Genomic DNA, 16,202 nt, shown 5'->3' on the forward strand with positions numbered 1-16,202 from the left:
CTTTTAAAAATATCAAACGCCCGGAAGGGCGTTTTTAGCATAAGATTGCTTAGATTTTTAAGCCGTCGAATAAGAGAAAATTATGATAAGTAAATACTTAAAAATTGCAGTGCTAACTGCAATCCCCTTAGCCACTAGTGTTAGTGCTGAAATTTTAACGGTAGAAAAACTTAACAGTTTGAATCAAGTACATAACGTGAAAGTATCACCTGATGGCTCTCAACTCGTATATGGCATTAAGAAAGGCCAAGAGAAGGGCACTAATCACCTTTGGCTGCAAGATGTAAAATCTGGCGCTGTAAGCCAACTAACCAGCAATAAGGCTAGTGAGTCTTCAGTAGTTTGGGCAAAAGATGGCAAAGGAGTTTACTTTCTGTCTGGCCGTAGTGGTAAAAGCCAAGTTTGGTTTATGCCAACAACTGGTGGTGAGGCAGTGCAATTAACTGATTTCCCACTATCGGTAGAAGGCTTTAAATTATCAAGTGATGAAGCAAAAGTGGCGTTGGCATTTACGGTTTTACCTGGTTGTAAAACATTTAAATGTTCAGTCGATGCATTTGCAGCACAAGCAGCAAAAAAACATAACACTCGTGCTTACGATCAATTAATGGTTCGTCACTGGGATGTTTGGCTTGATCAATTTAATAGCCATTTATTTGTCGCTGATTTACAAAAAGGCAAATTGACCACTGACGCTGTTGACTTAATGGCTGATTGGAACACTGATTTTGCTGGAATGAGCCAAGTTTCATTCAATCCAAATGGTAAAAGTGTCGCTTTTTCTGCAAAAGTACCAGGCGTTGATCACGCGTGGACAACTAACTGGGATATCTTTGAAGTAAACTTAGACTCAAAAGAAATTACAAACCTAACAGTAGATAACAAAGCATGGGATGCAATGCCTGTTTATTCTGCCGATGGTCGTTATTTAGCGTATAAAGCAATGAAAACCCCAGTGTATGAGTCTGATAAATTTAGCCTGCAAGTTAAAGACTTACGCACTAAAGAAGTAAAAGACGTGGCGCCTTTATGGGACCGCTCTATTTCTAGTTTTCAGTTTGGTAGTGATAACCGCAGTGTAATCGCAATTGCGCAAGACGTTGGTCAACAATCTATTTTTGAAATCGACTTACAGTTTGGTGATGTAACACCTATTTATAATCAAGGCTATGCGGGTAATGTTTCAATAGCTGGCGACGCATTATATTTTACTCGTCATAACCTAGGTAATCCGAGTGATATCTTTACCATTAATAAAGATGGTTACGGCTTTAAACAGTTAACACATGTGAATAAAGCTAATTTAGCTGACATTGCTCTAGGTGACTTTGAACAGTTTAAATTTAAAGGTTGGAACAACGAAGATGTTCACGGTTATATCGTAAAGCCGGCAAACTTTAAAGAAGGTGAAAAATACCCAATTGCATTTTTAGTACATGGTGGCCCACAAGGTAGCTTTGGTAATATGTTCCACTACCGTTGGAATGCACAGCTTTGGGCTGCACAGGGCTACGGTGTTGTTATGGTCGATTTCCATGGTTCAACCGGTTATGGGCAAGCGTTCACTGACTCAATCTCTCATGACTGGGGCGGTAAACCACTTGAAGATTTACAAAAAGGCATGGATTACGTTACTGAGAAAAATGCTTGGTTAGACCGTGATAATGCTTGTGCCTTAGGTGCATCATACGGCGGTTACATGATGAACTGGATCATGGGTAATTGGTCTGATGGCTTCAAATGTATCGTTAACCACGCCGGTTTATTTGATATGAAGAGCTTTTATAATGTGACTGAAGAACTGTGGTTCCCAGAGCATGATTTTGGTGGTCCATATTGGGAGAAAGAAGAAGAGTATTCAAAGTTTGACCCATCGCGCTTTGTTGATAACTGGAAAATGCCAATGCTAGTTATTCAAGGTGAACTTGATTACCGTGTACCTTATGGTCAAAGCTTAGGGGCGTTTACAACGTTACAGCGTAAAGGGATTGATTCTCGTTTAGTGATGTTCCCTGATGAAGATCATCATATTCGCAACCCTGATAATCTAAAAGAATGGTATCGAGAAATTTTTGTTTGGATGGAAAAATACATTAAACCAGCAAACGAAAAGTAAGTAACGTTTATCGCTGAGCTTAATTAAGCGAACCATATAATATTAGGTAAAAATCCCAGCTCTGCTGGGATTTTTTTTGCCACTCCTGGAAATAGTTGGTCCGAATTCGTTCGGACGTAATCCCCAATCCTTTATTAATTGATAAATAAAGCCAAGGTTTGAGTGGTAAGATTTTTGCCTTCGAAAACAATATTATACAAAGCGCTATAATTTACTTACTTGACCATAGCGATGACTTAGGGTTAAATGAACTGTGATAATATACAGTACTAATAACAATTAAGAAGCCCTATGATCGAAATTCCATATTTCAGCCTTATTACCCTTTCTCTATTAATTATCCTTTGCCTTTTTTGTGTTGCTCTCCTGAGTAAAGTGTCAGGTTTGTCTGCTTTATTACATCAACAAAGTAAAGAAACAACTGTGGTGCAGGACCGCCTCAAGCAGTGGCAAGAACAACAACAGCTAATGTTTAGCCAGCAGCAAAAATTACGCAGCAACTTAGAAAGCTCAAGTAGTGAACTGCAAATGAAATTAATGCAGCAGTTAAATGAACACAAAGAACAATTTAATAAAAACCAAATGTTTGCCATTAACCAACTTATCGCTCATTTAAGTAAAACAACTAAAGAAAGTAGAGAAGAATTGGCAAAGTCTTTAGCGAACAATTCTGACGTTATGGCCAAGCGCATGACCGAACTTACGCAAAGCACCGATAAGCGCTTACAGGATATTTCTGCCGGGGTTGAAAAACGTTTAACTGATGGCTTTGATAAAACGACTAAAACCTTTAACGATATTCTCAAGCGTTTAGCGTTAATAGACGACGCTCAGAAGAAAATAACCGAGCTGTCTACTAATGTGGTTAGCTTGCAAGAAGTGTTAGCTGACAAGCGATCACGTGGCGCCTTTGGTGAAGTTCAGCTTAATGCACTTATTCGCAATGTATTACCTGAAAAACATTTCTCTATTCAACATACATTGTCTAATGGGAAAATTGCTGACTGTATTTTATTTTTACCTAAACCTACTGGTAACGTAGTTATCGATTCAAAGTTCCCGTTAGAAAGTTACAAAAAAATGACTGATAACGAACTGGGTGATAGTGACAGAAAACTTGCTGAGCGTCAGTTTAAAGTAGATATTAAAAAACACATCAATGATATTAGTGATAAATATCTAATTGATAATGAAACTGCCGATGGTGCAGTGATGTTTATTCCCGCTGAAGCCATTTTTGCTGAGATCCATGCTCATTACCCTGAGTTGGTTGAAGAAGCTCATAAAAAGCGCGTGTGGTTATCTTCTCCAACGACGCTTATGGCGATATTAACCACGGCAAGGTCAGTGTTAAAAGATGAAGCTACACGCAAACAGATCCATTTAATACAAGAGCACCTATCGCATTTAGGCGCTGATTTTGGGCGTTTCAGAACCAGGTTTGATAACCTGGCAAAACACATTGATCAAGCGGCGAGTGATGTAAAACTTATCCATACGTCCGCGAATAAAATATCAGGCCGTTTTGAGAAAATCGAACAAGTAGATTTAAAAGATGATGAAAGAGAAAAGATAACTGAATAAAGATAGCAGCAGATCTAAGTTAGACTTAATTTAGATCTGCAACTTATTATATTTTTATAATGCCATCAGTACGTTGATAAATACGATAGAAAGTAAGATAGGGCAAACAAAACGTAAATAGTTACCCCAAAGCCTTAATGAAGGCTTACTAGCCAGTAATGCTTGGTCGGTAAGTTGATTACCGCGCTTCCAAATCCAGCCTACAACGATAAAGTAAAACAAGCCCATTATTGGTAGTTGAAAGGTATTTACCCAAGTAATAACAAGGCCAAACAAGCTATCAAAATTATAAACTATGCTCATACAAGCAATTAAAACAATAAGCGATACTAATACTGTTGCTTTCGTTCGTGAACAATTCTTATCTTCAACTAAGTAAGCAACGGGCACTTCGGTAGAGGATAATGTTGAGGTTAGCGCTGCCATAGACATCAAAGAGAAAAATACCAACGCGACATAAACACCAATATCTCCCATAGAATCAAACAAAGTTGGTAATACCGAGAATATTAATTGTGGTCCACCAATAAGCTTGTCACCGGAAAATACTTCTAAGCCCAAATGTTGAGCGACAAACAAGGTTGGGATAATCAATAAACCTGCAAGAAATGCAATCAATGTATCAAGTGCACCAATAGACAGTACCAGTTGGCCCATATTGGCATTCTTTTTCATGTAAGAGCCGTAAACCATCATCCCACCAACACCAATGGATAATGAAAAGAACGCTTGTCCCATGGCTGAAATGATCAGCATAGGATCTCGCAACTGGCTAAAATCGGGCTGCAAGTACATCGCAACCCCTTCACTTGCACCAGGTTGTTGTAATATATAGATAATTAAGCCGATAAGTAGCACAAATAAAATTGGCATTAATCGACTTGACCAGCGTTCGATACCCTTACTAACACCTTGATTAATGATCAAGGCACCTAAAATTATAAATACTGGTGTGAATGCTAAGTTTCGAGCGTGGCTTGATTCACCAAGCCACGTCGCAGCATCAGTAAATCCGAACAAATCCATCAGGGGAGATAATGCATGCGCAAGCATCCAACCTGCAACTATGGTGTAAAAACTAAGCATTAAAATGGCGCCTAACAAGCCAAATAACCCAGCGTATTTACCTAAATTACGAGAAACCCCTTCACAGGCATCTTGCAAAGCGCCGACAGGATTTTTTTGAGTTTGGTTACCTATATACATTTCCGCATATAAGGCTGGTAAAGCTAATAATACGGTCACAATAAGGTACACGAATACAAAAGCGCCACCGCCATTATTTGCTGCTTGTGTTGGAAATCCCCATATGTTGCCTAAGCCTATCGCAGAGCCAGCTGCCGCTAAAATAAACCCTATTCGGGATTGAAAGGAATCTCGCATTGTACTCATAAAGTTGATTCTTCTTTATTATTATTGTTTTTATTAATACCCAAGCCACCTTAATATGAAGGATTCAGCTGGAATTAGAAATGTTGTAGACAAGGCATTGATTGTAGAGAATGGTTTTTCCCTTGTCAAAATCAATAATGCAGTATAGAACTTTTCTAAAACAGCCTTTTGGGGGCGGCGAAGTAAACATTAGCTTCATTTCATCTGTTTTATTGAAGCGTCCTGAAACTGTATATTTGGGTGGTTTGAGTATTCAAGCTTACCTAGCTTTTTAAAGGTTTGGCAAGTGAAATTGTGAAATAGCCCTTAATAAATCGTTATTAGAGAAAAATGCACTGGAAACTGCCGATAACACTGCTTATCATAGGTCCAGTCGTTAATTTTAAAGTTTATTAAGTATGCTGCAGTTTAAAATAATTCCCGTAACCCAGTTTCAACAAAATGCCACATTAATTTGGTGCGATCAAACGATGGAAGGCGCATTGATTGATCCCGGTGGTGAGTCGGAAAAATTACTCGCTGAAGCTGCAAGTGAAGGTGTAACGCTTACCAAATTGCTGTTAACGCACGCACATGTTGATCATGCTGGTGGAACACAAGATATTGCCGATAAACTACATTTACCTATTGAAGGTCCACATAAAGAAGATCAGTTTTGGATAGATATCTTTCCTCAGCAGATCCAACAATTTGGTTTTCCACAGGCAAGGGTATTTAAAACAAACCGCTGGTTAGAGCAGGGCGACACCGTAACCGTTGGCCAAGAAACATTAGACGTTTATTTTTGTCCGGGTCATACGCCAGGGCATGTGATATTTTTCAGCAAAGCAGCCAAACTTGCGCAAGTTGGCGATGTACTCTTTAGAGGCTCTATAGGTCGTACAGACTTTCCAAAAGGCTGCCAAACAACATTAGTAAACTCAATTAAAACCAATTTATGGCCATTAGGTGATGACGTTAGATTTATTCCAGGTCATGGCCCAATGGGTACCTTTGGTGAAGAGCGTCGTAGTAATCCTTATGTCGGTGAAGGTGTAAGGTAAACGCAGCTACTGAGTAATTGTTATTTAGCCTAACAAAATTTTATTTATTAACCATAATATTAAAGACTATGTGCAAAAACATACTGGAATATTATGAACGTTATTGAAGTAAATCATCCATTAGTAAAGCATAAACTGGGCTTAATGCGTGTTGCCGATGTAAGCACGAAAGACTTTCGTGAGTTAGTCGCTGAAGTTGGTAGCTTATTAACCTATGAAGCATCCAAAAATTTCGAACTTGAAGAAATCAGTATTAATAGTTGGAATGGCCGAGTTTCAGTACAACAAATAAAAGGCAAAAAAGTCACCATTGTTCCAATATTACGTGCTGGATTGGGAATGATGGATGGCGTTTTACGGCTGATCCCAAACGCATTAATTTCAGTTGTTGGTATGTATCGAAATGAAGAAACCCTTGAACCAGTAGTCTATTTTGAAAAGCTGGTTGCTGAAATTGATGAACGACTAGCTTTGGTTATTGATCCTATGCTTGCAACGGGGGGCTCGATGATAGCGACAATCGATTTGTTGAAAGAGCGGGGTTGTAAACATATTGTCGCTTTAGTGCTGGTTGCTGCGCCAGAAGGAATTAAAGCGCTAGAAGAAAAGCACCCGGATATTGATTTATATACCGCCTCTATTGATGAACATTTGAATGAGCATGGCTATATCATACCTGGGCTTGGTGATGCAGGTGATAAAATATTTGGCACCAAGTGATCAAGCTTGTTACTAGGCTATAGGGTCTTGCACTTTTACCTTTGCGGTATTGTTCGTATCACGGCTTTCTCTAATAAGTTCGTCACCGCCAATTCTAGTTGTAGATTTGGCCAATCGGTCGTATAAAACTACATTTACTGTCGCGGCTAAATTCATACAACCTATGGTAGGTATGTATACTACCGAATCTGCGTTATCGATCACCTCTTGCTCAATCGTGCCATCTTCAGGGCCAAATATATAATATGCATTTTCAGGGTGTTCAAAATCTGGAAGGGCGACAGCGCCTTCAACCAAATCTACACATACAATCTTCGCGCCTTGCGGCACAACATCTAATAATCGTTTAGTTTCAACTAATGGAATATTCAATAATGCATTTTGAGTATCTGTATGAAATTTTTTCGCAAAAGCATAGCGCCCGCCGTCGTAGAAAACAGAGCTTACTTGGTAACAACCACTTGCACGCATAACAGCGCCTACATTACTTGGGCTTTTAGGGTTCGTTAAGCCGATAGTTGCTTTGTTTGTCATATGTTACCTAATAAAGTTTGAGTCAGGGGGACACGTATAATGAAAAGGGGATTATATAGAAATTTTAAGAGCGAACAAACCTAAAAGAAATTGATTAACAAACTTTATCAATTTACTAATAGACAAAAAAAAGAGCAGAAAGGCTCTGCTCTTAACCGTTTACTAACATTATCGGTTAGTTACCACCACTACCATGGGGGAATTTGAAGAGAAAACTGCTTCTGAGCAGGCAAATGCTTTCGACATAGACAGGCTGATAACTGTAATAAAAGTTACCACCATAAACGCTAAAAACTTTTGCTCGGTAAACATATACCAGCTCCATAACAACGCAACATTCATCCTATATAATAATTTTAAAAGGCAACCTTGGGAAAGTTATCAATAAAACATAATAATAATGAAATTATTTAAGTTGCTGAAATTGATACTATTTAAGAGACGTTTTAACAATTTCATCAGTAATTATATTTTCCAGATATTTTATAAATATTATTATTATGTAATTAATGCTGTAATCGAGTGTGTAATATTACAAATGGCTTTCATTTGCAGTTGGAACTTTGTTAAGATCCGTACTCAATAATAACGCTAACGCCATTATTAAATGAAGTTGGTATAAGCATAGAGCGCTTTTTAATGAGTCAAAAACTAACAATAGAAGTAAATTTATTTGGTCATGATCTAAATTGTAAACATACAATATCCAAAGTAATTACTGAAAATTTAGTTATCAACAAACTTAAGTTTCATGAACGTATGACCAGAGTAGCGCAGCAATATTGCGATAGAGCACAAGTAAAAATGGAGACATTTGAAGTGGCTACGACTAATCTTGAGCAATTATCTGGTGAAGTTAAAGTCGGTTATCGTTGGGATTCTTTTTATGATTTTGAAGACATACAGCACTTTGATAAAGTGACTGAACAATGGCCTTTTACAATTGTAAATAACAAAGCGTTATTTGAGTTAGATTTACCTGAGTTACATGTAGTGCATGAGATTTAACAGAGAAAACTACACATTCGGTGGCAAGGCGATTACCCTGAAGTATTATAAGAAAGAACTCTAAAGTAATTAGCGAACCTTTACCTCTTCTTATTCAGAGGTGAATATCTGATTGTTAACACCTTATAAGAGAATGGGTAAATTCCTCCCTTCATTTATAACCATCAATTTATCTTCAATTTAATATCAATTCATTAATACTATTAACAGTGCATATTGATAATTGGATATAAACATGCAATATTTTACTTTAACGTATTGAATATGTTTACAAAACTCCAATTAAAATAATCTAGTCAGACAATAATAAATAATAAACACGGATAGTATTATGCGCTCTTTAATTTTTCTCATCATGATTTTAGTCACACCCTTTGATTTATACGCACAACCAAAAGAGGTTCCTTTGGAAGCTTATGGAAAGCTACCAAGTAAAAGTATGATGGTGATCTCGCCAAACGCTGAGCGAATGGCTTACCGCGATACCTCCAATGGTAGAGATATCATGATGATTATAGATTTAAAAACTGGTGCAGCGTTGGCTGCAGTTGATGTATCTACAGTGAAACCTGACAATGTTTACTTTATTGACAATGAACGATTGATTTTTGTGGTGTCAAAAAATAAACGTATACGTGGCTACAGAGGAAGGCACGATATAAGTGCAGCATTTGCGTATAACTTAAACACCAAAAAAATCCATCAACTTTTAACTCAAGGCTATGGAATATATTCAGGGCAATCACAATTAGGGAATATAATTGGGATCTCTTCTGATAAAAAGTACGCATATATGCCTGCTTGGAAAAATCTTGGCTCTTATAATTTGTATAAAGTAAATTTAGACAAACCAAGAAAACCTAGAGTTTACCGAAAAGGCACCTCTGACACGATAGACTTTTTTTTGGATGAAAATGGCGAAGTCCTTGCTAGAGAACGCTATAACAATGAAAATGATTTACACCGCATTGAAGCTTTAATAGACGGAGACTGGCAAGAAATATTTCGTCAAGAAACACCTTATCGAACTAAAGGGTTTAGTGGCCTAACACCCGATAGAAAAAGTTTAGTGATGCTCAGCCAAGACGATGAACATGGTCGTTGGGCTTATTATACTATGTCTCTTAGTGACGGCAGCATTTCTGAGCCTATTTTTAGTCACAAAGATAAAGACGTAGAGCAGGTTCTGACGGATATACATAGAGTAGTTCATGGTGTGCGCTATTCTGGCTTTACGCCTACCTATGAGTTTTTTGACAAAAAACTTAATGCACGTATGCGTGGCCTTAAAAAAGCTTTACCAAATAACACCTTTAATATTAATGACTACACGCCTGATTGGAGCAGCATGGTGTTTTATATGGATGGTGAAATGAGCTCTGGAGATTATGTACTATATCAAAATGGATCATTGGGCATGTTGGCGGCAGCACGACCAGATATTCCCGTAGAAGCTGTTCATCCTGTAACAGAGTATAGTTTTCAAGCGCGTGACGGTTTAACCATTCCTACACTTATTACTACACCTATTGGTCAACCGGCTAAAAATCTTCCTGCAATTATGCTTCCTCATGGCGGACCAGAATCTTACGATAAACTTGGTTTTGATTGGATGACTCAGTACTTTGCTAGTCAGGGGTATTTAGTGATTCAGCCGCAATTTAGAGGCTCAAAAGGCTTTGGCCCTGAACATCAACAAAAAGGGCGTGGCGAGTGGGGGCGTAAAATGCAAAACGATTTAACTGATGCGGTCAACGACCTAGCTGCAAAGGGACGGATTGACAAAAATCGTGTTTGTATTGTTGGGAGTAGTTACGGTGGTTACGCAGCGTTATCTGGTGCAACCTTTACGCCAAATTTATATAAGTGCGTGATATCCATTAATGGCGTATCTGATGTAGAACAAATGTTGGAAACTGAAGAGCGCGATCATGGCGATGACCATTGGGTGGTGTCTTATTGGCAAGATGTCATCTCTAAAGGTGATGTTAAAGAAGATCATTTAGAAAAAATATCACCAATTAATTATGTTAAAGATGTTGTGACCCCAATTTTATTAATTCATGGCGAACGAGATCAAATAGTACCATTAAGCCAATCTGAAGATATGTTCGATGAGTTGGAAGATGCCAACAAAAATGTAACTTTCGTTGAATTAGAGGAAGGTGATCATCATCTCAGTAATGCTAAAAATAGAATGAAAGCGCTTAAAGCCATTGATAAGTTTATTAAAGAGAATATTTAAGTTATTAAGCTTAGCTATCTATTATTAAAAAACGCCTTATATTACTGCAATATAAGACGTTTTAATTTGGAATAAGCTCTATTAGGTGATCTTATATATCTGTATTCAGACAGTCATAAGGTGACAAGAAGTGCGGCTATTTTTTGGCACGCATCGCATTCGACACTTTTGAAATAGGGGCTTTATCTAATTTATCTGAAATAAACCAACCCGCTTGTAGTAGCTTTTCAAAGTCAATGCCGTGATCAATGCCTAATCCGTTGAGCAAATACACCACATCTTCAGTAGCAACGTTACCTGATGCGCCTTTCGCATATGGGCAACCACCAAGGCCAGCCACGGCAGAATCAACCACACTTATCCCACAACTTAAGGCGGCGAAAATATTGGTTAGCGCCTGACCGTAAGTATCATGAAAATGTACCGCTAGTTTATCTATTGGCACCTGCTTGCTAACAGCATCGAGCATCGCTTTTACAGAATGCACAGTGCCCACGCCTATGGTATCGCCAAGTGATATTTCATAGCAGCCCATATCAAACAACTTTTTAGCAACCTTTGCTACTTGCTCTGGCTCTATATCACCCTCGTAAGGACAGCCTACTACACAAGAAACGTAACCACGTACTCTTAAACCATGCTCTTTAGCGGCAGAAATAACGGGTATAAAACGCTCTAACGATTCATCAATAGAGCAATTAATATTTTTTTGGCTGAATGATTCTGAAGCCGCACCAAAAATCGCAACTTCGTCAGCATTAACCGCGATGGCACCTTCAAAACCTTTTAAATTAGGCGTTAAGGCGGCATATGTCACACTTGATTGACGGTTTATACAATTGAACACATCCGTTGATGTCGCCATTTGCGGCACCCATTTGGGCGATACAAAACTACCACTTTCGATATAACTAACACCTGCATTGGCTAATTGCTCTATAAGAGCAATTTTATCTTCTGCACTGATCAATTTAGCTTCGTTTTGCAGTCCATCTCTAGGTCCAACTTCAACTACTTTTACCTGTTTAGGCAGGGAGTTACCTGCACCATTCATTACAATCGTCATGATTATTCACTCTCATCTGCTGCAGCAAAAGCCAATAACTCAGCGCCGCCATCAACCATGTCACCAACATTGAAGTAAAACTCGGTCACACTACCATCGCTAGGTGCTCTGATGGTATGTTCCATTTTCATTGCTTCCATTATCAACAGTGGTTGGTCTTTTTTAACAGTTTCATCAACATCAGCCAATAACGTTACCATTGTGCCATTCATTGGTGCTGTAAGTCCGCCACCGCTTTGATCAACGCTTGCATCACCACAGTCGGGTTCAACTTTTGTAAAATGTATAACGCCAGTTTGTCTAAAGAGGCTGTATTGACCAAGATTTTCACCAACAGTCACATTAAAGCGATAGCCGTTTACGTTAGCAAATAACGTATCACCATCAATATGGCCCTGACAATCTACCGTTTGTCCTGCAACAGTGATTAAATAAAATGTACTTGTGCCTTGACGCTTTTCTTCAACACTGACTGGATAAATAATATCGTTATGCTCTAATTCAAATGCATGAATATGAGCTTCGTTGAGTCGCCAAGCATTAGTTGCATTCCAAGGAGAGTGTGGATCATTAGTGTTTTTAGCAATGCTTTTAGCTTTATCAGCTTGTGCTAATACTAAATAGAGTGCTGCAATTGGCAGCTCGTCAGCAAGTGTCTTCTCGTCTTCATGAAAAATTAAATCATGATGCTTTTCAATGAAACCGGTATCCAAATCAGCTTGTTGAAATGGTTTTGCTGTCGCTAAGTTATAAAGGAAATCGATGTTAGTTGTAACACCTTGAATCCTGTATTCCATTAGAGATTTAGCTAATAACTGTAAGGCTTTCTCACGGTTTTCACCCCAAACAATTAATTTCGCAATCATTGGATCATAAAAAACGCTTACGTCGTCACCTTGGCGAACACCAGTATCAATACGCACATGTTCACTTTCAACTGGAGTGCGCAAATAGCTTAGTTTTCCTGTTGCGGGTAAGAAGTCGTTATTAGGATCTTCAGCATAAATGCGAGCTTCAAACGCATGCCCATTAAGCACAAGTTCGTTTTGTTTTAACGGCAAAGTTTCACCTGCAGCAACACGAAGTTGCCATTCAACTAAATCTTGGCCTGAGATCATTTCTGTAACAGGGTGCTCAACTTGCAAACGTGTATTCATTTCCATGAAATAGAATGAACCGTCAACATCAAGTAAGAACTCAACAGTACCTGCACCTTGATAACCAATTGCTTTTGCTGACTGAATTGCAGATTCGCCCATTTGCTGACGCAACTCTTCGCTCATACCTGGCGCTGGCGCTTCTTCTATAACTTTTTGATGACGACGTTGCACAGAACAATCGCGTTCAAATAAGTAAACGGCATTGTCATGATTATCACAAAACACTTGGATTTCAACATGACGAGGTTGAGTTAAATACTTCTCAACTAACATAGTGTCATCACCAAATGATGATAAAGACTCTCGTTTAGCTGCAGCTAATGCTTCGTCAAACTCACTCTCTGACCATACTTGACGCATACCTTTACCACCACCACCGGCAGTTGCTTTTAGCAATACTGGGTAGCCCATGTCATCGGCTGCTTTTTTGATAATGGCAGGACTTTGATCGTCACCATGGTAACCAGGCACTAAAGGTACATTGGCCTTTTCCATAATTACTTTTGCTGCCGACTTTGAGCCCATCGCTTCAATTGCTGGTACTGGAGGGCCGATAAAAATAATATTTTCTTTGGCACATTTTCGACAAAAGTCTGCATTTTCAGATAGGAAACCATAACCAGGGTGGATGGCTTGGGCACCAGTTCGTTTTGCCGCTTCAATAACTTTATCACCAATCAAGTAACTTTCTCGAGAAGGAGAACCACCGATATGTATGGCTTCATCAGCCATATTTACGTGCAAAGAATCGGCATCAGCATCAGAATAAACGGCAACAGTTAAAATGCCCATTTCACGAGCTGTTTTAATAATGCGACAAGCAATTTCACCACGGTTTGCAATTAATATTTTAGTAAACATTGTTGTATCGATCCTATTTTGTTATCCAGGCGGCAGGGCGTTTTTCAAAAAATGAAGTTAACCCTTCTTGGCCTTCTTGTGACACTCGAATTGCGGCAATACGCTTACTAGTATCTTGTAATAATTCATCGTTTATTGGCTGATATGCTACATCAAAGGCAAGCTGTTTAGCTTGTTTTACGGCTGCAGGACTGTTTTGCAATAACACTGTCAGCATAGCTTCAACACTATCATCAAGCGCATCAACAGCGCAGACTTCATCAACTAAACCTATCTGCTCAGCTTTGCTCGCAAAAAAGCGCTCTGCAGTTTGAAAATATCGACGACATGCTTTGAGCCCCATGGCATTGACTACATAAGGGCTAATTGTTGCAGGGATCAAACCGAGCTTTACTTCACTTAAACAAAAGCTCGCTTTTTCTGAGGCAATTGCTATGTCACAACAGCTCACTAAACCAACCGCGCCGCCAAAAGCTGCACCTTGAATTTTAGCAATGGTTGGCATAGGCATAAAATTAAGAACTTTAAGCATATTAGCTAAGGCATTGGCGTCAGTTAAGTTTTCTTCATAAGAATAACTTGCCATTCGCTTCATCCAACCTAAATCTGCACCAGCAGAAAAGCTTTTGCCGGTTGAAGCTAATACCATAGCCCGAACATTGCTATTACTGGCAATATGCTCAAAGGTATTGGTAAGCTCATTAATTACCGCATCATCAAAAGCATTATGCTTATCTGGATTGTTTAAGGTGACCGTTGCAATATTACGATCGTCTATTTCTAATAAAACTTTATCTTGAGTCATTGTCAGACCTTACATTCTGAAGATACCGAAGCGTGTATCTTCGATTTCTTTATTTAAAGAGGCTGAAATGGCCAAACCTAGTACTTGTCTGGTTTCACTTGGGTCAATAACTCCATCATCCCAAAGACGGGCTGATGCATAATAAGGGTGACCTTGTTTTTCGTAGGTATCAATTATTGGTTGTTTAAATTCAGCTTCCGCTTCAACACTCCAATCTTCACCTGCTTTAGCTTTTTGATCACGTTTTACCTGAGCTAAAACGCCAGCAGCTTGTTCGCCGCCCATTACTGAAATACGTGCATTTGGCCACATAAATAAGAAACGAGGGTCATAAGAGCGACCACACATGCCATAATTGCCGGCACCAAAACTACCACCAATAAGCACGGTAAACTTAGGTACTTTGGCACAAGCAACAGCGGTTACCATTTTAGCACCATGCTTCGCTATGCCATCGGTTTCATACTGTTTACCCACCATAAAACCAGTGATATTTTGTAAGAAAATTAATGGTATTTTTCGTTGTGCACAAAGCTCGACAAAGTGAGCGCCTTTTTGCGCAGATTCACCGAAAAGTATGCCGTTATTGGCGACAATGCCTACAGGGTAACCAAAAATTCGAGCAAAGCCACAAACAAGGGTTGTACCGTATAAGGCTTTAAATTCATCGAATTCACTGCCATCTACAACGCGAGCGATAATTTCACGTACGTCATAAGGTTGACGAGAATCTTTAGGGATAATGCCGTAAATCTCTTTCGCGTCATACTTCGGCTCTGTAACTTCCTCAATGTTCATTTGAACTGGTTTAACCCTGTTCAAATTTGCAATAGTTTGACGAGCTATTTGTAATGCGTGGTGATCGTTTTGAGCCAAGTGATCTGACACACCGGATGTACGACAATGTACATCTGCACCGCCAAGTTCTTCAGCACTAACAACTTCACCTGTTGCCGCTTTAACCAGTGGAGGACCAGCTAAAAATATCGTGCCTTGTTCTTTAACAATAATAGATTCATCAGCCATAGCTGGTACATAAGCACCACCCGCTGTACAAGAGCCCATTACAACAGCAATTTGTGGAATATTTTGTGCCGACATATTCGCTTGGTTAAAGAAGATACGACCAAAATGTTCCCTATCAGGAAATACATCATCTTGATTTGGTAAGTTTGCGCCACCTGAATCGACTAGGTAAATACAAGGTAAGTTATTTTCTAAAGCAATAGTTTGTGCACGAATATGCTTTTTAACGGTAAGCGGGTAATAGGTCCCACCTTTTACCGTAGCGTCGTTAGCAACAATGACACATTCCTGGCCACCAACACGGCCAATACCGGTAATTATCCCTGCCGCTGGAATATTATCTTTGTAGACATCGTTAGCAGCAAGCTGTGAAAACTCTAAAAATGGTGACCCCGAGTCTAATAAGTTATAAACACGGTCGCGTGGTAATAATTTACCGCGGCTTAAATGGCGTTCTCGGCTTTTCTCGCCACCACCTAGTTTGATACTGTCTAGTTTTGTTTTTAAGTCGTCAACCTGTGCTTGCATATGCGCTGCGTTATCAGCGAAGTCTTGACTTCGAACATTAATCTTACTGGTTATTTTAGCCACGTTCCTAACCTTATAATTTGTTTAATACAATAAAGAAGAAAGAAGCGATAG

12 protein-coding genes are annotated in these 16,202 nt (G+C 39.0%); 6 read left to right on the top strand and 6 right to left on the bottom strand.

The window, feature by feature from the left end; all coding sequences use genetic code 11:
* Positions 1–82 precede the first annotated feature (82 nt).
* Together RI845_RS06925 and RI845_RS06930 are read left to right on the top strand one after the other, a co-directional pair.
* A complete protein-coding gene (locus tag RI845_RS06925; protein WP_348389009.1) occupies positions 83–2,116 on the top strand; it encodes a S9 family peptidase in 2,034 nt (677 codons plus the stop codon).
* Between the two features lie 375 nt (positions 2,117–2,491).
* A complete protein-coding gene (locus tag RI845_RS06930; protein ID WP_348389514.1) occupies positions 2,492–3,700 on the top strand; it encodes a DNA recombination protein RmuC in 1,209 nt (402 codons plus the stop codon).
* A 54-nt stretch (positions 3,701–3,754) separates the two neighbouring features.
* Here RI845_RS06930 and RI845_RS06935 read toward each other — a convergent pair whose 3' ends face one another.
* Entirely contained in the window at positions 3,755–5,092 is a 1,338-nt protein-coding gene (locus RI845_RS06935) for a sodium-dependent transporter (RefSeq protein ID WP_348389010.1), read from the bottom strand.
* Positions 5,093–5,490: 398 nt separating this feature from the next.
* On the opposite strand from RI845_RS06935, the gene RI845_RS06940 reads away from it, so the two are divergent.
* Both RI845_RS06940 and upp read left to right on the top strand, forming a co-directional pair.
* The gene (locus tag RI845_RS06940; protein ID WP_348389011.1) at positions 5,491–6,135 is read left to right on the top strand and encodes an MBL fold metallo-hydrolase; all 645 of its coding nucleotides are present in this window, start codon (positions 5,491–5,493) and stop codon (positions 6,133–6,135) included.
* 93 nt (positions 6,136–6,228) lie between these two features.
* Positions 6,229–6,855, top strand: a complete 627-nt coding sequence (gene upp, locus RI845_RS06945; RefSeq protein WP_348389012.1) for a uracil phosphoribosyltransferase — start codon at positions 6,229–6,231, stop codon at positions 6,853–6,855.
* A 12-nt stretch (positions 6,856–6,867) separates the two neighbouring features.
* Here the strand turns inward: upp and RI845_RS06950 are convergent, their stop codons facing one another.
* Entirely contained in the window at positions 6,868–7,389 is a 522-nt protein-coding gene (locus RI845_RS06950; RefSeq protein ID WP_348389013.1) for an RNA methyltransferase, read from the bottom strand.
* A gap of 639 nt (positions 7,390–8,028) precedes the next feature.
* Between RI845_RS06950 and RI845_RS06955 the strand changes: the two genes are divergently transcribed.
* Positions 8,029–8,397: a hypothetical protein gene (locus RI845_RS06955; protein ID WP_348389014.1), complete on the top strand. Its 369-nt coding sequence runs from the start codon at positions 8,029–8,031 to the stop codon at positions 8,395–8,397.
* 331 nt (positions 8,398–8,728) lie between these two features.
* A complete protein-coding gene (locus RI845_RS06960) occupies positions 8,729–10,642 on the top strand; it encodes an alpha/beta hydrolase family protein (RefSeq protein WP_348389015.1) in 1,914 nt (637 codons plus the stop codon).
* A 136-nt stretch (positions 10,643–10,778) separates the two neighbouring features.
* Here RI845_RS06960 and RI845_RS06965 read toward each other — a convergent pair whose 3' ends face one another.
* From RI845_RS06965 to RI845_RS06980, 4 genes are read right to left on the bottom strand one after another with little or no spacing between them, the layout of a single operon-like run.
* The gene (locus RI845_RS06965; protein ID WP_348389016.1) at positions 10,779–11,708 is read right to left on the bottom strand and encodes a hydroxymethylglutaryl-CoA lyase; all 930 of its coding nucleotides are present in this window, start codon (positions 11,706–11,708) and stop codon (positions 10,779–10,781) included.
* Positions 11,709–11,710: 2 nt separating this feature from the next.
* Entirely contained in the window at positions 11,711–13,729 is a 2,019-nt protein-coding gene (locus RI845_RS06970; protein WP_348389017.1) for an acetyl/propionyl/methylcrotonyl-CoA carboxylase subunit alpha, read from the bottom strand.
* A 13-nt stretch (positions 13,730–13,742) separates the two neighbouring features.
* Complete coding sequence (locus tag RI845_RS06975) at positions 13,743–14,534, bottom strand: enoyl-CoA hydratase/isomerase family protein (RefSeq protein ID WP_348389018.1); 792 nt, start codon at positions 14,532–14,534, stop codon at positions 13,743–13,745.
* A 9-nt stretch (positions 14,535–14,543) separates the two neighbouring features.
* On the bottom strand, positions 14,544–16,151 hold the full coding sequence (locus RI845_RS06980) for a carboxyl transferase domain-containing protein (RefSeq protein WP_348389019.1): 1,608 nt from the start codon (positions 16,149–16,151) through the stop codon (positions 14,544–14,546).
* Between the last annotated feature and the right edge of the window lie 51 nt (positions 16,152–16,202).

It is taken from the genome of Thalassotalea nanhaiensis (assembly GCF_031583575.1).
GTDB classification, from domain to species: Bacteria; Pseudomonadota; Gammaproteobacteria; order Enterobacterales; family Alteromonadaceae; genus Thalassotalea_A; species Thalassotalea_A nanhaiensis.